Genomic DNA, 15,559 nt, shown 5'->3' with positions numbered 1-15,559 from the left:
CTCTGCGGGCTGGGGACGGAGCCGGAGCCGTGGTTGTGGACTCTCATTGGGCCGGAGGGGAATCGGGAGCTGGTTCATCTCGATGAGGACAACGAAGGGCTCGCTGCCACCTGCCCCTGCCGGTATCTGCATCGTGCGGTCATCTGACGGATCGGGCGGCAACAGATCTCGGCCGGACGGATGGAGCTCGCCGCCACGATCGTCTGCGGCTCAGCGGGCCGTTTGCAGTATCAGGGTTGCGGCGGTGGGGATCAGGTAGAGGAGGGGGAAGATCGAGGTTTGGTAGGAGCGGGCGCGCAGGGCGGTCGCGGTGGCGCCGAGGAAGTAGATGATCAGCGCGATCGCTGCCGCGATGCCGATCGGGGGGACGAAGAAGCCGGCGATAAGCCCAAGGGCCCCAGCCGATTTGGCGGTGGCCAGCCAGTTCCACCACGGCCGTGGGACGCCGTACTGTTCGAGCGGCTCGACCACGAATTGTTGCTTGGAGAACAGCGAGTATCCGGAGAAGCCGACCCATAGCGCGGCGATCACGCCGACGATGTGGTACGCGATGTTCATTGAATTCCCTTTTCTCTCAACAGAATTGATTGACCGGATCGTTGACGATCCGGGGTGCGGCAATAGATGGCGGCGGGATCGCCCCGGTATCGGACCGTTTCGAGGTCGATGCGTCGCAGTAGCCACTGCGACCCGGTGCTGACCAGCTCGGTGGTGTAGCGATAGATGAGCTGCACGCCGACGGCGCGGTCGGTGATCAATCGATGTCGTACATCGGCCAGTGCGCGCAGATGTGCGCGGCCGCCATCGATCACGACCTGCGGTTCGACGAGGGTGTGCGTGGTCTCGACCCGTCCGGCGAACATCCCCAGCACGATGTCGGCGATCGTCTCGCGTCCGATCAACAGCGGGCTGTGCGCGACCCACGCCTCGGTAGCGCGGCCCGGGTCCAGTTCGGCATCGGCGGCGAGGGTCGATACCAGCAGTTCACGGTCGCACAATTCGGCACCGCGACCGAACCGGCGCAGCACCTCGGTCACCTGCCGGTCCACGTGTTCCTCCTCTGCTCGATAGCGCCGGGTACCGGCGCAATCAAGGGTGCCGGTGCGGGAATCGCGCATCAAGCAGGCATTATGGAACCGACGTTTAGCTGGACTCACAGATCGGTGCGCGGGATGTTCGAACGTTTCGAGGTGGAGACGTTCCTGACGTTGTCCGACGAACTGCACTTCAGCCGAACCGCCGAACGGCTGCGCGTGACCCCGGGCCGGATCAGCCAGACCATCAAGAAACTGGAACGCCAGATCGGCAGCCCGCTGTTCGAACGCACCAGCCGCCGGGTCGCCCTGACGCCACTCGGGCACCGGCTCCGAGACGATCTGTTGCCCGCCTACCAGCAAATCCGTATCGCCTTCGACACCGCGGCCGCGATCGGACACGGTATTCATGGCGTCTTGCGGGTCGGCTTCACCGCAGCATGGGCGGGCAACCTGATCCTGCGGGCCACCGACCCGTTCCGCACCCGCCATCCAGGGTGCACGATCGAGTTGCGCGAGGTCACCTACGGCGCCGTCCGCGAGGTGCTGCGCACGGGCGAGCTGGACCTGGTGCTGGCGGAAGTCGCACTCGTCGAGGGCGAATCCGAGTTCGTCATCGGGCCGACGGTGTTCTCCAGACCGCAGGTGCTCGCGGTCCCCGCCGCGCACCCCCTCGCCGAACAGACGAGCTTGTCCGTCGAGGACCTCGCCACCGTGCCGCTGATCATCGTCGACGGCATCCCCGAAGCCGATCTGGACAGCCACCTTCCGCGGCACACGCCGGCGGGTCGGCCGATCTCGCGCGGTCCAGCGGCCGCGGGCTGGCAGGAGATGCTCACGCTGGTCGGCAGGGGGAAGGGTGCGACGCCGGCATGCGACTGGGCCGCGGACTACTACGCCCGTCCCGACGTGGCCTTCGTCCCCTTCGCCGGCACCGCGCCCATCGACCAGGCGATGATCTGGTCACGCGCACGCGAGACCGCCGCGATTCGCCTGTTCACCCAGACCGTCACAGATTCGGCGTCGGCGCTGCCGGGCGGGACGCTCAGCACAGGGCGTGGCTGAGCATCCCGCCGAGATCCGTGTCGGCCACCGTGCCGGTGTAGGAAAAGGCAACCGCTCGACCGGATTTCGTCGCGCCGGCGACGGCGGCGAAACCGGGAACTCCGCCGACGTTGCCGACAAACTGCGCGCCACAGGGCAGTTGGGCGTATCCGACGCCGAGCCCATAGGACATGCCATCGCCGTTACCCATGTCGACACCGTCGAGCATCTGCCCCAGTTGGGTTTGCGGCACCACCTGACCGGCCAGCAGCGCGGTGAAGAAGCGGTTCAGATCGGCGCCGGTGCTGACCAGCGCGCCCGACGTCCACGGCATGGACGGCTCGATCCGCGTCTGGTCGGTCACGATGCCGTCGACCGTCGCGTAGCCGGTCAGGTGCGGGTCGCGCAGACCGGTGTCGCCGGTGGCGGGCAGGTAGGTGTCGGACAGGCCCAGCGGAGTGAGGATTCGGTCGCGCAGCTCGTCGGCGTACCGGTGCCCGGTCACCGCCTCGATCAGGAGACCGGCGACCAGATAGTTGATGTTGGTGTACTCGAATCGGGCACCGGGAGCGAACGTGGCCGGATGCCGCAAGGCGAGAGCGACCTCCTGCGCGGGCGTGTAGGTACGTCCCGCGCGGGCCGCCGTGTACTCGTTCAACCCTTCCGGTTCGACCGGCTCGGGCAGCCCACTTCGATGACCCAGGATCTGGCGGACGGTGATGATCCGCCCGTCGATTCCGTCACCGACCAGCAGGCCCGGCAGGTAGGTGTCGATCGACCGGTCGAGGTCGACCCGCTGTTCGGCCACCAGTTGCAGCACGATCGCCGCGGTGAAAGTCTTGGTGACGCTGCCGATCCGGACATGCTCCGGGCGATCGGTGCGGATCGAGGTGCGAGCAGCGGCATCCGCCAGGCCCGCGGTCAGGACCGTCGTGTCGCCCTTTTCGGTGAGTGTCGCGAGCGCCCCGACCGCGCCGGAACGGACCAACCCGTCGAGATCGCCACGCACCGCGTCCACCCGGGCACCATCCGCCGGCCGCGCCGCCGCCTCGACCGGGTCCGCCGCACAGCCGGCCACCAGCACCGCCGCCGCGCAGATCAAAAGAGCAAAACCTGGAATACGCATGATCCGACGGTAGGAAGCCCGGCCCCGCAAACACATTGGACTCCGGTACTACAGCCCCTCGCACCGGAGTACCAGACGGGTGGCGAGCTATCGCGAGCTGCGCTGTCCGGCTCCGGCCGCGATCGCCTCGGCGACCTCCCATTGCGCGCCGATGGCGGTCAGCTCGGTGACCTCGTCGAGCAGGCTGTCGGCGGTGGTGAGGGCGAAATAGCGTCCGCCGGTCGGTGGCGTGCCGTGCGCTTTGGCATCGCGGGCGCGCACGAGCATGACGGCGCGGTCCAGCGCGTCGTGGGCGGGGTTGTCCGGCGCGGTGCCGAGGATGGCCGCGCCGATCTCGGCCGGATGCGGTGTGGCGTAGCGGGCCAGGTCGAGGATGCTGTCGCGGATCTCGATCACGGTGCGGTGCAAGAGATATCGGTCGGGCTGGGCGCCGTGCGGTACGGGGCTGTGGTGCACGATCTCCGGGCACGCGGCGGTCAGTTCGGCCCAGAGCGGGCGAAGCGCTCGTCGATGGCGGGTCAGATCGTTGACATCGCGTCGGGTGCGCGCCGCGGCGACTATCGCGGTCAGGGTCAGTCCCATGCAGAGTAGGAGATCGAAGAACACCCCGTTGCGGTCGATCACGGCCTGGACATCGGTGAACGAGTTGCGCTGCCCGGAGATCCGGATGGTGGCCGCCACCAGGGTGGCGCCGACCCGGATGAGGACCGCGATGCCGCACAGGAAGATCGCCACATACACCGCCGACTCGCGGCGGCCGACCTGGTTGCGCAGTTCGGCCATGGCCGCGCGGATGATGAGGACCGCCATCGCCGTACCGATCGGCATCGTGCACAGCCAGTAGCCGAACTGCGCCCAGCCGGTGCGTTCGAAGATTGTGCCCGCGCCGTCGTCCACCGTGCTGAAACACAGTGCCACCACACTGAATACGACGGCCATGCCGTAGGCGGCACGCGGCGAGCGGGTGCGATGCAGCAGTGCCGCCCCGATCAGCAGACCGCCCGCATAGCCGACATTGAAGCCGATCACCCCGAGCTCGAGAATGCGTTGTTCGGAGAGCCATCCGCCGGAGAGCTCGCTGACCAGGTGGGCCACCGTCGGTTCCCGGGTCGCCGCCGTGGCGACGAGACAGCCGAAGGCGATGGTGACTTGGCGGTCGAGGCCGGTGCTGAGCAAGCCGACCAGACGGCCGGCGAGCAGCAGGAAGGCGGCGATCACGGTGGGCAGCGTCACCGCCGTCGGCAGCATCGAGGTCATGGTCGCGCGCGACTCAGCGCCGGAAGACCAGGCGGCCGAGCACCGAGCGCGGGCGTTCGACCTCCACATCGGACATCAGCATGGAGGCGAACAGTTCGGCCTGGTTCTCGTCGATGTCGTCGTAATCGCTGCGGGCGAGCACGCGCAGCACGCTGTCGATGTCCAGGTCGGGAAACAGGGTGGCGAGCGTCCGGCGCTGGGCGCCCATCGAGACGAATCCGGCGTGATCGAGCAACAGATGGGCGATCTCGTGCATCACGATGTGGTCGGTGTGATAGCCGGTGCTGGCCGCGTCGTAGGCGATGACGATGTCGTCGGCGCGCTCGACGACGAGTCCGCAGGGAAACCCGCCCGTGGTCAGGTCGTGCCGGGGAACGATCACAATCGGCTTGCCGACCCGGTCCGCCACGCACTCGACGAAGGTCGCCAGATGCCACGGCCGCGGTACGTCGAGCGAATCCGCCAGCTTTCGGACTTGTTCGACCGCGGGGTCGACACCGGCGCGTCGGAACATGGAGCTATCTTTGCCGCCGATGGTCCGGATTGTCCAGGGGAGCGGGCTGCCGTTCGTTTGCCCGAAATCGCCGAAACGCCACGATGGTCGGCGCCGGCCGACCGGCACCTCCCTCGATCCGTTTACCGGTTGGGGCAAGATTCGAGCATGCAGGTAATCCTCTACGGCGCGACGGGCATGATCGGGCAGGGAGTGCTCGCCGAGTGCCTCCGGGACGAGCGGGTGGAGCGGGTGCTCGCGGTCGGGCGCAGCGCGCTGGGGATCGAGAACGCCAAGCTGCGCGAGCTGGTTCAGCCGGACCCGAGCGATCTTTCAGCGATCGAGGGCGAGCTGGGGGAGTTCGACGCCTGCTTCTTCTGCCTCGGTGTCTCCTCGGTCGGGATGAACGAGCAGGACTACCGGCGAATCACCTACGACCTGGCCTTGCGCGTCGGGCGGACGCTGGCGGCGGCGAATCCGGCGTTGACCTTCATCTACGTCTCCGGGCAAGGCACCGACAGCACCGAGCAGGGGCGGTCGATGTGGGCGCGGGTGAAGGGGAAGACCGAGAACGATCTGCTGGCACTTCCGTTCCGGGCGTTCATGTTCCGGCCGGGGTTCGTGCAGCCGACGGACGGCGTGGTGTCCAAGACTCGCTTGTACCGCACCGCGTATACGATTACGCGGCCGTTGATTCCGCTGTTCAAACGGCTGGCGCCGAACGCGTTCAACGATAATCGGGAGATCGGCCGTGCGATGATCGCCGTCGCGGCTTCCGGGTCGGATACCCGGCTGCTGAACCCGCGGGACATCACCGCGCGAGCCTTGCCTTAGCCGGACCCGCTGGCGCCCAAGATGATTCGGGGATCTGAACGACCCGGTCCGACCATCGACCTGCTCCGCTGGACCTGGGTGCGGATCGCCATAGTTAGTGGAAGTCTTTCGCCCGCAGTTAGGTTCGGCGCTACGTAGGTGTTCACTCGCACCCCCTGGCCGTCCGAGGTCGGCCGTTTCGCGGCTGTGGTTGGCCGCCTGCCGCCATCAGGCCAAACTAGCCTTGTCTTACACCGGCGTACCGCTCGCGTGAAGCGCCGGAGTCGGCTATTTGTGCTGGGCCGCAATGTATTACAGATTCTCGGGCGAAGCCTACGCCCGCCGGAAAGCGTTGCCGAATACCGAGCGAAGGAGATTCGATCATGATCGTCGACACCCGCCGCCCCCTCCGCGACCCCGTGGGCAATGCGGTCATCGACAAACTCGCCGCGGCGCAACAGTATCCGCGCCACGGCCGTGAGCGAGATCCGCACGCCTACAGTGCGATCCGCACGGGTGACGCGCGAACCATCTTGCGCGACCTCGGCGGTCCGATCGATGTCGCCCCGACCGATGGCCGGCTCGGCGCCGAACCGTCGCTCGCGCCCGAGCTGTTCGAGATCGTCGCACCGCAGCTGCGCCTCGGCGGGTACGTCATGAACGCCGAGCCCGAGTTCCTGGCCTACGTTCTGGATCCGGCCAGCGGCTTTCTGTCGGTCACGCCGCCGCCGCACGGCGGGACCGAACTGTGCGTCAAGGTGGGTGAGCGACAATGGGCGATCTCAATGGGAAGGTCGCGCTGGTCACCGGCGGGAGCCGGGGCATCGGCCGGGGTATCGCCGAGCGGCTGGCTCGCGACGGCGCCCTGGTCGGCGTGCACTACGGCAGCAACGAGGCGGCGGCGAAGGAGACCGCCGCGGCCATCGCCGAGGCCGGTGGGCGGGCGTTCGTCGTGGGCGCGGAACTGGGCGTCACCGGCGATGTGGACACGTTGGTGGCCGGGCTGATGGCCGGACTGCGGGAGCACGGGGAATCGGGGATCGACATCCTGATCCACAATGCCGGGCTCAACATCATGGGGCGGTCGATCGAGGAGCTCACGCCCGAGGAGTTCGATCGGATGATCGCGGTCAACGTCAAAGCGCCGTTCTTCCTCACCCAGCGGTTACTGCCACTGCTGCGCGACGGTGGCCGGATCGTCAATATCTCCTCCGTTTCCACCCGGATCGCCTCGGCGCACGGAATCGGATACCCGCTGACCAAGGGTGCGCTGGACGTGTTCAGCCATTCGCTGGCCAAATATCTCGGACCGCGAGGAATCACCGTCAATGCGGTCGGCGTGGGGTACACCCGCACCGATATGACCGCCGCGGTGCTGGCCGATCCGGCGAACGTGGAACGCAACATCGGCGTGACCGCGCTGGGGCGGCTGGGGCAGGTGCCCGACATCGCCGATGCCGTGGCGTTTCTCGTCTCCGCCGACGCTCGGTGGGTGACCGGTACCAAGCTCGATGTCAGTGGTGGGGTGAACCTGTAAGGGGCCGAGCGCGGTGTCAGCGGAGGTGTCAGGTGCGTGTCAGTGCGATGTCAGCAGGCCCGGACAAAGTGTGTACATCGAACAAAACGACCGGCACCGACCCGGTGCCACAACCGATTTCGAGGAGTACACGACATGTCCACCATCACCCTGACCGATCAGGACAAGAGCACCCTGCGCACCGCCGCCTACGGAGCGGTCGCGCTGCTGGCCGCCGCCGGCGCACCGCACAAGGGCATCGCGCAGGGGTCCACCGCGTTGACCTCGGCGACCGGAGTGGTCGGGCACGTGCTCGCGGCCAAGTCGAAAGATATCCAGCTGCCGGGCAAGTCCGTGGCCGAGCTCGCGGACCAGGTGCTGCCCGCGCTGACCGCGAGCGTGCGGCTGCTCGCCGAGCAGTCTCCGGTCGAGGCGGGCAATTTCCGCGACACCGTCCTGGTCGCGGTCGAAGCCGCAGGCCAGTCCGGTAAGGGGCAGGTGAGCCCCGCGGTGGCCGCGATGGCGCGCAAGATCACCGCGGCGCTCGACGCCTGACCAATGTGATCGCGGCACAGCCCGATCGGGCGCGGGGTCCGCATCGGGCCCCACGGCCCGGCCGCTCTTTGCCGGTACGTGGCGCTCCCCTCGTCGTCCCCTTGTCAACCGGAGCACTGTTCCGTATATTCGGAACAGTGCTCCGGTTCATCTTTTGTGCCCGCCGGAATGTGCGTCCATCCCAGGACGCGGCGCTCATCACGTTCGAAGGGAACCCCCATGCCCGCACCCGCCCCGAGTGCCGTCCCCGCCCTGACCACACCGATCATCAGTATCAAACCGATTGTCCTGCCTGCGCCGGAACGCGGGGACGACCTGCAGGTCCGCCTCTCGGCGCCGGTCTCCGGCGCAGGCCTCCCGGTCGTCGTCCTCGCCCACGGCTTCAGCAAATCGATGGTCTCCTACGACCCGCTGGTCGATTTCTGGGCAGGCAACGGGTTCGTCGTCATCCAGCCGACCTTCCTCGATTCGCGCACGCTCGCCCTCACCCCGTCCGACCCGCGGTATCCGGACATCTGGCGCACCCGCGTCGACGATGTCGTACGCGTGCTCGACCAGCTCGATCACATCGTCGCCGCGGTCCCTGGCCTGGTCGACCGCGTCGACCGCGACCGCATCGCCGTCGCCGGACACTCCTGGGGCGGGCAGACCGTCGGCATGCTGCTCGGCGCGCGCGTCCTGGACGCCGACGGGCAACCCGGTGCGGACCTGACCGACCCGCGGGTGAAAGTCGGTGTGCTGCTTGCTACTACCGGCATCGGCGGCGGTGATCTGACTCCGTTCGCGGTGCAGAACTTCGCCTTCATGAACCCCGACTTCACCGGCCTGACCACACCGACCCTGGTGGTCGCCGGGGATCACGATCAGTCCCTGCTCTCGACCCGAGGTCCCGACTGGTTCACCGATGTCTACACCCACAGTCCCGGCGCGGAAAGCCTGCTCACCGTGTTCGGCGCCGAACACTCACTGGGCGGAATCCACGCCTACGACGCCAAGGACACCACCGACGAGAGCCCGGACCGGGTCGCCCTTATTCGTCGGTCGTCGTGGGCCTACCTGCGCAGTGCGCTCGGGATCGACGAAACAGGGTGGAAGCAGTGCCAATTGGACCTCGCCCGATCCGCCGACCCGATCGGGCGCATCGATAACAAGTAGGCCGGGCTACCGGCGCTTCGTCGCCTCGCGGCGCACTTCCGGGTCGGGATCGGCGGCCAAGCGGGCCAGCAGCTGCCGGGCCTCGGTGCCGCGATATCGGTGCAACGCCCACGCGAGCGCAGACCGGACGTCGGGGTTTGCGTGGTCGGCGTAGCCGGCGACGTCGTCGACATCGCCACGACTGCGGCGGCCGAGACCGTAGAGCGCGATCATCACGTCGTCGTCATTGGTCGCGTTCCGTAGTTGTTCCAGCAGTTGGGGTTTCGTGCGTTCCGGCGGGTCGGGATGGAACCGGCGGCGCAGGTCGACGGCCTTGTATTCGCCGCGGCGCAGGCATGCGGGACACGCGCAAGGTCGCCGGCCGTGCGCGTTCGGCTGGTAGCGCCACCCGGTCACCTGGCGGACCTGCCGAACCCGATGCAGCTCGGTGGGAGCGATCGGACGCGGTATGACGATCTGGTATCCGCGCGGATCGTCGGCGTGCAGAATCACCGAAACGGCTTCGGCCGCGGTCATTTCCGCGCCGGATTCCGAATAGTGGCCGACCCGGACGAGTTCGTGGTCGGGAACGCGGAAGTGCACCGCGACCATCAGTCGCTGCCCGCCGCGACGCAACTCGCGCAACCATTGATGCGACAGCACATAGGACGGCAGCACCGGCATGCAGAACACCCCATGCCGATATTCGGACATGGCGATGCCCGCCCGGCGGATTCGGCGGGCGTTCTTCTCCGGTGTCAGGTGCACGAGCATGACCACCGACCAACCGTAGCGATCCTATGGCGCTCGCGGGTAAGGGTTTTCGCTGGAGGCGGGGTCAAGCCAAGCGAGGGGTCTCTCCTGATCGCAGCGCGGCTTGCAGGGTCTCGAACAGATCGAGCATCCCGTCGAGTCCGGTCACCTCGATCGGGCGCCGCACCTGCGGCGAGGCGACCACCCGCAACCTGTCCTTCGCGAGCCGGTCCAGCGCGAGCAGCAGCACGCTGAGCCCGGCGGACCCGAAGAAGCCCACTGCCGAAAGATCGACCACGAGCACCGCCGGCTTCCGCGCCAGCGCGTCGTCGATCCCGGATTGCAGTTGGGGCGCCGATACCGCGTCGACCTCACCGCTGACGGTCAGCACCGCCGCCGAGCCGACCTGGTGCAGGCTTACCTGCACCGCGCGCGACTCGGCGCTCATCGGCGCCACCGTCGTCGTGACATGTGCGTTGACCGCGGCGCCGGGGTCGTCCACCTGGGTGTGCCGTCCGGCGTAGCTATTGGGGACGCGGCCATGGCATACCTCCTCGCGTAGTTGTTTCGAATGGTGGACCGGGCGGATCCGGTGCCGGACGCCGCCCGGAACGCCGGGCTTTCGTCGGTCTCGGGGCGGGCGGATCAGGCGTTGATCGACTGTCGCCGATCGTGGTGCTCGATCTCGATCTTGCGTGGCTTGGCCTGCTCCGCGACCGGAATGGCCAGGCGCAGCACCCCATCGGTGTAGTCGGCGCGGATCCGGTCGGTATCGAGGCCCTCGCCGAGGAACAGCTGGCGGCTGAACACCCCGCGGGAGCGTTCCGCGGCGATCATCGACCGCCCCGAATCCAGCTCCGGCCGAGCCGCTTTCACGGTCACCACATTGCGTTCGATGTCCAGATCCAGTGATTTCGGATCGATCCCCGGCAGGTCGAACTCCACCAGGAACTCGTCGCCCTCGCGCCAGGCGTCCATCGGCATCACCGCGGGTCGAGCCGCTGTGCCGAACACCTGCTGCGTCAGACGGTCCAGATCACGGAACGGATCGGTACGCATCAGCATGGTCGCCACCTCCAGCACACTCCATTTCTTCATCGAGTCAGATAACCTGTGCCAACTGGCATAGATTTGTTGTAGCACTCTCGACATATGAGTGCAAGTGTCTAGAATAGAAAACCTGACCGGCACCTACAGATGAGGAGAGCGATGCAGCAGGACCCCCAGCCAGGATCACATCTGCCCGACCCGGGCCAGGCCGTGTATGGAATCTCGGTCGCCGCCGACCTCGCCGGGATCGGTGTGCAAACGCTGCGACTCTACGAACGTCACGGCCTGCTCACCCCCGCCCGCAGCGACGGCGGCACCCGCCGCTACAGCGGTGACGACATCGCTCGGCTCCAGCGGATCGCCGCCCTCGCCGCGGCCGGGGTGAACCTCGCGGGCATCGGACGCATCCTCGACCTCGAAGACACCAACGCCACCCTGAATATCGACAACGACCGCCTCCGCGACGACAACACCGCCCTGCGCGCCGACCACCGAAGCCGCAGCGAGACAGCCAAATAACATCGATCGATGCGACGCTCGCGGTTTACCTGATGACGGTTGGGCGGCGTGGGGTCAGGGGAGCAGATCGCCCGACTCTGCGTCGTAGCGCAGGACGCGGTCGGGTTGCGGGACTACCCACCCGTCGGTGCCCAAGCCGGGCTCCGCTGCCTCGGGGACGGTGACGCCCACGGTGAATCCGTTGCCCTCCACGGTGACAAGGGACGTCGCGCCGAGGTGTTCGACGGTGGATACGGTGCCGTGCAGGGCACCGTCCACGGCCGTGGCGGAGAAGCCCAGGTATTCCGGGCGGGCTCCCCAGATGACGGATGATTCGAGTCCGACCAGCTCGCCGGGGATCAGGTTCATCGGGGTGGAGCCGATGAAGTTGGCCACGAACGTGTCTGCGGGCCTGCGGAATACCTCGCGGGCGGTGCCCAGTTGGCGGATCCGGCCGTCGGACATGACGGCGATCCGGTCAGCGAGGGCGAGTGCCTCGGCTTGATCGTGGGTGACGAACACCGTGGTCACGCCGAGTTCGTGTTGCAGCTTCTTCAGAAACGTGCGGGCTTCCAGGCGCAGGCGGGCGTCGAGGTTGGACAGGGGCTCGTCGAACAGAAAGACCTTGGGGTGGCAGGCCATCGCGCGCGCCAGCGCGACCCGTTGTTGTTGCCCGCCGGACAGTTCGGCGGGGCGGCGGTCCATCAATCCCTGTAGCGACAGCTGATCGCCGGTCTCGGTCGCCTTCGCCGCGCGGGTCCGCCGGTCCGCGCCGCGCACTTTCAGCGGGTAGGCGATGTTGTCGAGCACCGTCATGTGCGGGAACAGCGCGTAGTCCTGGAACACCATGGCCACGTCGCGCCGGCCGGGAGACAACCGGGTGACGTCCCTGTCGTCGATCCGAATCCGGCCGCCGGTCGGGGATTCCAGGCCGGCGATGGTGCGCAGCAGGGTGGTCTTGCCGCATCCGGACGGGCCGAGCAGTGCGAAGAACTCGCCGTCGTGGATCGTGAAGCTCAGGGCATCAAGGGCTTTCACGTCACCGGGAAAGACCTTGGTGAGGTCGGACAGATCGATCCGCGCCATCTAGGACTTGATCCCTCCGTGGAGCCGGAAGCCGTAGCGCCGGTTGACGAACAGGTACATCAGCACGACCGGGATCGAGTACAACAGCGAGAACGCGGAGATCGGGCCGAGCTGTGCGCCGCCGCCCTCGTCGTAGAAGGTGCGCACGACCACGGCGGCCGGCTGCTTGTCCTGGTCGCGCAGCAGCAGGAACGGCACCAGATAGCTGCCCCACACGTTCACGACGGTCCACACCGCGATGGTGGCCAGTCCCGGTCTGGCCAGCGGTACGACGATGTCGCGCAGGATGCGCAACGGACCCGCACCGAACACCAGGGCCGATTCCTCATAGGAGCGGGGCACCGAGTCCATGAAGTCCTTCAGGATGAAGATCGCCGCGGGCAGCAACCCGCCGGAGAGCACCAGCACGACGCCGAATTCCCGGTCCAGCAAACCGATCTTCCAGATCAGCAGGAAGATCGGCACCATCGCCGCGGTGCCGGTGACTACGCTGGAGAGCAGTAACAGCAAGTACAGCAGGGCATCTCGGCCGGGGATCCGGACCCGGGACAGCGCGTACGCCGCGAGTGCCGCGCTGGAAACCACGAGCACCATGCAGAAGCAGGACAGCAGCACGGAGTTCCACAACGAGCCCATGGTGAGGTCGTTCTCGAACAGCGCCGAAAAATGTTGCAGTGTCGGCTTTTCCGGGACCCTGGGGGCATACCCGGGGTTGGCGTCGAACGGCGCCGAGGCGAGCCACAGCATCGGCACGACGAAGAACCCGGTCACCACCGCGACGAAGGCATAGAACCCGATCCGGCCGACGAGCTGGCGTGGATTCATCGGGTCCTCCGCCGCAGCAGCCGCAGATAGAACAGCGCGAGCACCAGGTTGATCAGCAGCATCAGCACCGACGCCGCGGCGCCGTAACCCAGTGCCCCGTCGTCGATTCCCTGCCGGTACAGGAAGATCGGGAGGGTCTCGCTGCGATGGTTCGGCTCGCCGCGGGTCAGCAGGTACGGGGTGAAGTCGTTGAAGGTCCACAGGCTGATCAGCAGGGTGTTGGTCAGGACGTGCCCGCGCAGGTGCGGAAAGAGCACGTCCCGCAGGACTTGCGGTCCGGAAGCCCCGGCGAGCCGGGCGGTTTCGAGGTGCGACGGCGGCACCGTGGACAGCGCCGCCGAATACAGCAGCATCGAGAACGCGGTACCGCGCCAGATGTTGAACACGATGATGACGGCCAGCGGCTGCTGGATCATCCACGCGTATCCGGGGGTGTTCAGCAGCCGGTTGGCAGTGCCTTCATCGCGGTCGAGCATCGCGATCCACAGCACGGCGACCACACTCGCGGGCAGGATCCAGGCCAGCAGTACAAGGCTTTCCACCACCGCGCGCACCCACCGTGCGGCGGTGCGCATCGACCAGGCCAGCGTGAATCCGAGGCAGTTCTGCCCGATGACGGCCGAACCGAACACGAACAGCAGCGTGATCCACACGCTGTTCCCGAACAGCGGATCCTGCAGCGCCTTCGTGTAATTGTCCAGGCCGACAAAGGAAACATCCACCGAGGTGCGCCCGGACACGGTGAGGTTCGTCAGCCCGATCCACAGCAGCCAGAGCGCCGGAAAGACCAGGAACGCGGCGATCAGCAGCAGCGCAGGCGTGACGAACGCACTCGCCCGCCAGCGCCCCAACCCGACGACGTCGGTGTCGGCTCCGCCCTGCGGTACCTCGGTGACGACGGGTTCAGTCACCGGCCACCCTGTCCTTGCCGACCGCATCCGCCACCGCTTTGCCATACGCCGCAGCGGCATCCGCGGTGCTCCGGCCGGTGACCACATCCAGCGTCGCCTGCGCCAGCGCCTTGGACACCTTGGTGTACTCCGGCAGCACGGGGCGCAACGACGTGATCGGCAGGATCTGCTCGGAGACGAAGGTCAGCATCGGATCTTCGCCAAGGGCATCGGCATTCACGTCCTGCCGCGCGGTGATCCGTGGCCCGCCGCCGGCGATCAGCGCGCTGCAGGCCGCCGGCGAGTTCATGAATTGCAGGAGCTCCCACGCCAGTTCGACGTGTTTGCTCTTCGGATTGATCACCCGCCCGCCGCCACCAGACACGCTCACGAAGTCCTGGTTGTGCACTCCGGTCCCGGGCGAGGCCGCGGGGATCTTCGCCCAGCCCACCTGGGTGTCCCGGTCGGCCATCGGAAAGCTGCCGCCGCGCGGGTTCAGCACGCCGCGCCAGAAGTAGTCGCTCTCCAACAGGATTCCCACCTGGCCCTTGGCGAACTTCTCGAAGCTCTTCTCCCGGCCCTTGGCGTCCTGCTGTAATTCCGCGTCACCCAGCTTCGCTCCGTACAGAGCGCGGTAGAAGTCCAGCACCGCACGCAATTTCGCGGTGTTGCCGACCCACTTCCCGTTCTCGAACAGCGTGCTCCCGGTACCGGCCAGCAAGGGCAGAATGCCCTGTGTGGTGGTCGCCTCGCCGAAGCTGGTGCCCGCATTCAGTTGCACCGGAATGATTCCGGGCACCGCCGCCAGCTTCCGGCCTGCCTCCAGCACCTGGTCCCAACTGCTCGGCTGCCAGTCCGCCGGCATGCCCGCCTGCTGGAACAGCTTGCGGTTGAAGAACAGCACCCGGCCGTCGGTCTCCTGCGGTATGCCGTACTGCTTGTCGTGGTACGAGGTCAACCGCTGCACGGTGGCCGGAATGTGCTGCCAGCCGTCCCAGGCCCGCACCCGGTCCGCGCCGACCAGCTCATCGAGCGGCTTGATCTGCTCGCCCTCGGCGAACTCGCCGACCCAGATCCCGTCCAGCGAAACGACATCGGCCCCGGTGCCGGTCTTCAGGTCCTTGGCGATCCGGCTCTTGTAGTCCTCGTCCGGAACTCCGGTCGCCTGGAACCGCACCTGCACGGTGACGCCCTTGGCCTGCTGCTGGGCCACGAACTTCGGGATGACCCAGTCCTGGATCCATTTCGCCTCGGCCGCGTTCTTCCCGCCCGCCGAGTTGATCGCGTTCGCGGTGATCGTCACCGTGTCCCCGCGGCTGTCCGACCCGCACGCCGCCCCTCCCACCAAGAGCGAGCTGACGCTCACCACCGCCGCGAACAACCGCCAGTTCGACGCCATGGGCTCCTCCTGCAAGGCAGATCCAATACTCACTGTGCCGGAGAATTCACCGCGCTGTCGCAGAATGGGTGCAGTTCGATCATCAT

18 protein-coding genes are annotated in these 15,559 nt (G+C 67.2%); 6 read left to right on the top strand and 12 right to left on the bottom strand.

Annotation, left to right across the window (positions count from 1 at the left end):
• Positions 1 to 210: 210 nt before the first annotated feature.
• A complete protein-coding gene (locus ACFQ9K_RS40065; protein ID WP_378719552.1) occupies positions 211 to 558 on the bottom strand; it encodes a DoxX family protein in 348 nt (115 codons plus the stop codon).
• On the bottom strand, positions 555 to 1,049 hold the full coding sequence (locus ACFQ9K_RS40060) for a nuclear transport factor 2 family protein (RefSeq protein WP_378719554.1): 495 nt from the start codon (positions 1,047 to 1,049) through the stop codon (positions 555 to 557). Before ACFQ9K_RS40060 ends, ACFQ9K_RS40065 begins: the two co-directional genes overlap by 4 nt.
• A 123-nt stretch (positions 1,050 to 1,172) precedes the next feature.
• Between ACFQ9K_RS40060 and ACFQ9K_RS40055 the strand changes: the two genes are divergently transcribed.
• The gene (locus ACFQ9K_RS40055; protein WP_378719556.1) at positions 1,173 to 2,099 is read left to right on the top strand and encodes a LysR family transcriptional regulator; all 927 of its coding nucleotides are present in this window, start codon (positions 1,173 to 1,175) and stop codon (positions 2,097 to 2,099) included.
• Here ACFQ9K_RS40055 and ACFQ9K_RS40050 read toward each other — a convergent pair.
• From ACFQ9K_RS40050 to ACFQ9K_RS40040, 3 genes are all read right to left on the bottom strand, one after another.
• Positions 2,080 to 3,204: a serine hydrolase domain-containing protein gene (locus ACFQ9K_RS40050; RefSeq protein ID WP_378719558.1), complete on the bottom strand. Its 1,125-nt coding sequence runs from the start codon at positions 3,202 to 3,204 to the stop codon at positions 2,080 to 2,082. The genes ACFQ9K_RS40055 and ACFQ9K_RS40050 overlap by 20 nt on opposite strands.
• Positions 3,205 to 3,291: 87 nt before the next feature.
• Positions 3,292 to 4,452: a DUF6545 domain-containing protein gene (locus ACFQ9K_RS40045; RefSeq protein WP_378719560.1), complete on the bottom strand. Its 1,161-nt coding sequence runs from the start codon at positions 4,450 to 4,452 to the stop codon at positions 3,292 to 3,294.
• A gap of 22 nt (positions 4,453 to 4,474) precedes the next feature.
• A complete protein-coding gene (locus ACFQ9K_RS40040; protein WP_378719561.1) occupies positions 4,475 to 4,975 on the bottom strand; it encodes a hypothetical protein in 501 nt (166 codons plus the stop codon).
• 147 nt (positions 4,976 to 5,122) lie between these two features.
• On the opposite strand from ACFQ9K_RS40040, the gene ACFQ9K_RS40035 reads away from it, so the two are divergent.
• The 4 genes from ACFQ9K_RS40035 to ACFQ9K_RS40020 all read left to right on the top strand — a co-directional run bounded on the left by ACFQ9K_RS40035 (position 5,123) and on the right by ACFQ9K_RS40020 (position 8,993).
• Positions 5,123 to 5,788, top strand: a complete 666-nt coding sequence (locus tag ACFQ9K_RS40035) for an epimerase (RefSeq protein WP_378719563.1) — start codon at positions 5,123 to 5,125, stop codon at positions 5,786 to 5,788.
• Positions 5,789 to 6,539: 751 nt separating this feature from the next.
• Positions 6,540 to 7,304 (top strand): SDR family oxidoreductase, encoded by a 765-nt coding sequence (locus ACFQ9K_RS40030; protein WP_378719564.1) that lies wholly within the window; start codon positions 6,540 to 6,542, stop codon positions 7,302 to 7,304.
• Between the two features lie 135 nt (positions 7,305 to 7,439).
• A complete protein-coding gene (locus ACFQ9K_RS40025; protein ID WP_378719566.1) occupies positions 7,440 to 7,838 on the top strand; it encodes a hypothetical protein in 399 nt (132 codons plus the stop codon).
• Between the two features lie 219 nt (positions 7,839 to 8,057).
• Positions 8,058 to 8,993 (top strand): alpha/beta hydrolase family protein, encoded by a 936-nt coding sequence (locus ACFQ9K_RS40020; protein WP_378719568.1) that lies wholly within the window; start codon positions 8,058 to 8,060, stop codon positions 8,991 to 8,993.
• A gap of 6 nt (positions 8,994 to 8,999) precedes the next feature.
• Here ACFQ9K_RS40020 and ACFQ9K_RS40015 read toward each other — a convergent pair whose 3' ends face one another.
• The 3 genes from ACFQ9K_RS40015 to ACFQ9K_RS40005 all read right to left on the bottom strand — a co-directional run bounded on the left by ACFQ9K_RS40015 (position 9,000) and on the right by ACFQ9K_RS40005 (position 10,790).
• On the bottom strand, positions 9,000 to 9,746 hold the full coding sequence (locus ACFQ9K_RS40015) for a HEAT repeat domain-containing protein (protein WP_378719597.1): 747 nt from the start codon (positions 9,744 to 9,746) through the stop codon (positions 9,000 to 9,002).
• A gap of 64 nt (positions 9,747 to 9,810) precedes the next feature.
• Positions 9,811 to 10,227, bottom strand: coding sequence for an STAS domain-containing protein (locus tag ACFQ9K_RS40010; protein ID WP_378719570.1), 417 nt, complete (start codon positions 10,225 to 10,227; stop codon positions 9,811 to 9,813).
• Positions 10,228 to 10,370: 143 nt separating this feature from the next.
• The gene (locus tag ACFQ9K_RS40005) at positions 10,371 to 10,790 is read right to left on the bottom strand and encodes an Hsp20/alpha crystallin family protein (RefSeq protein WP_378719599.1); all 420 of its coding nucleotides are present in this window, start codon (positions 10,788 to 10,790) and stop codon (positions 10,371 to 10,373) included.
• 144 nt (positions 10,791 to 10,934) lie between these two features.
• Between ACFQ9K_RS40005 and ACFQ9K_RS40000 the strand changes: the two genes are divergently transcribed.
• On the top strand, positions 10,935 to 11,294 hold the full coding sequence (locus ACFQ9K_RS40000) for a helix-turn-helix transcriptional regulator (RefSeq protein ID WP_378719571.1): 360 nt from the start codon (positions 10,935 to 10,937) through the stop codon (positions 11,292 to 11,294).
• Between the two features lie 54 nt (positions 11,295 to 11,348).
• Here the strand turns inward: ACFQ9K_RS40000 and ACFQ9K_RS39995 are convergent, their stop codons facing one another.
• The 4 genes from ACFQ9K_RS39995 to ACFQ9K_RS39980 are packed head-to-tail and all read right to left on the bottom strand — an operon-like array spanning position 11,349 to position 15,473.
• Complete coding sequence (locus ACFQ9K_RS39995) at positions 11,349 to 12,359, bottom strand: ABC transporter ATP-binding protein (protein WP_378719573.1); 1,011 nt, start codon at positions 12,357 to 12,359, stop codon at positions 11,349 to 11,351.
• Positions 12,360 to 13,184: a carbohydrate ABC transporter permease gene (locus tag ACFQ9K_RS39990; protein ID WP_378719574.1), complete on the bottom strand. Its 825-nt coding sequence runs from the start codon at positions 13,182 to 13,184 to the stop codon at positions 12,360 to 12,362.
• On the bottom strand, positions 13,181 to 14,095 hold the full coding sequence (locus tag ACFQ9K_RS39985; protein ID WP_378719575.1) for a carbohydrate ABC transporter permease: 915 nt from the start codon (positions 14,093 to 14,095) through the stop codon (positions 13,181 to 13,183). The genes ACFQ9K_RS39990 and ACFQ9K_RS39985 overlap by 4 nt, the downstream gene beginning before the upstream one ends.
• Positions 14,088 to 15,473, bottom strand: a complete 1,386-nt coding sequence (locus ACFQ9K_RS39980; RefSeq protein WP_378719578.1) for an extracellular solute-binding protein — start codon at positions 15,471 to 15,473, stop codon at positions 14,088 to 14,090. The genes ACFQ9K_RS39985 and ACFQ9K_RS39980 overlap by 8 nt, the downstream gene beginning before the upstream one ends.
• Positions 15,474 to 15,559: the final 86 nt, after the last annotated feature.

It is taken from the genome of Nocardia sp. NPDC056564, assembly GCF_042793755.1.
In the GTDB taxonomy this organism is placed as follows: Bacteria; Actinomycetota; Actinomycetes; order Mycobacteriales; family Mycobacteriaceae; genus Nocardia.
This window is presented reverse-complemented; position numbering and strand designations above follow the sequence as displayed.

Bases quoted from the DNA above. Each gene is read 5' to 3' on its own strand.
- ACFQ9K_RS40065 (WP_378719552.1), bottom strand. From the start codon at position 558: ATGAACATCGCGTACCACATCGTCGGCGTGATCGCCGCGCTATGGGTC.
- ACFQ9K_RS40055 (WP_378719556.1), top strand. From the start codon at position 1,173: ATGTTCGAACGTTTCGAGGTGGAGACGTTCCTGACGTTGTCCGACGAA.
- ACFQ9K_RS40050 (WP_378719558.1), bottom strand. From the start codon at position 3,204: ATGCGTATTCCAGGTTTTGCTCTTTTGATCTGCGCGGCGGCGGTGCTG.
- ACFQ9K_RS40045 (WP_378719560.1), bottom strand. From the start codon at position 4,452: ATGCTGCCGACGGCGGTGACGCTGCCCACCGTGATCGCCGCCTTCCTG.
- ACFQ9K_RS40040 (WP_378719561.1), bottom strand. From the start codon at position 4,975: ATGTTCCGACGCGCCGGTGTCGACCCCGCGGTCGAACAAGTCCGAAAG.
- ACFQ9K_RS40035 (WP_378719563.1), top strand. From the start codon at position 5,123: ATGCAGGTAATCCTCTACGGCGCGACGGGCATGATCGGGCAGGGAGTG.
- ACFQ9K_RS40030 (WP_378719564.1), top strand. From the start codon at position 6,540: ATGGGCGATCTCAATGGGAAGGTCGCGCTGGTCACCGGCGGGAGCCGG.
- ACFQ9K_RS40025 (WP_378719566.1), top strand. From the start codon at position 7,440: ATGTCCACCATCACCCTGACCGATCAGGACAAGAGCACCCTGCGCACC.
- ACFQ9K_RS40020 (WP_378719568.1), top strand. From the start codon at position 8,058: ATGCCCGCACCCGCCCCGAGTGCCGTCCCCGCCCTGACCACACCGATC.
- ACFQ9K_RS40015 (WP_378719597.1), bottom strand. From the start codon at position 9,746: ATGCTCGTGCACCTGACACCGGAGAAGAACGCCCGCCGAATCCGCCGG.
- ACFQ9K_RS40005 (WP_378719599.1), bottom strand. From the start codon at position 10,790: ATGCTGATGCGTACCGATCCGTTCCGTGATCTGGACCGTCTGACGCAG.
- ACFQ9K_RS40000 (WP_378719571.1), top strand. From the start codon at position 10,935: ATGCAGCAGGACCCCCAGCCAGGATCACATCTGCCCGACCCGGGCCAG.
- ACFQ9K_RS39995 (WP_378719573.1), bottom strand. From the start codon at position 12,359: ATGGCGCGGATCGATCTGTCCGACCTCACCAAGGTCTTTCCCGGTGAC.
- ACFQ9K_RS39990 (WP_378719574.1), bottom strand. From the start codon at position 13,184: ATGAATCCACGCCAGCTCGTCGGCCGGATCGGGTTCTATGCCTTCGTC.
- ACFQ9K_RS39980 (WP_378719578.1), bottom strand. From the start codon at position 15,473: ATGGCGTCGAACTGGCGGTTGTTCGCGGCGGTGGTGAGCGTCAGCTCG.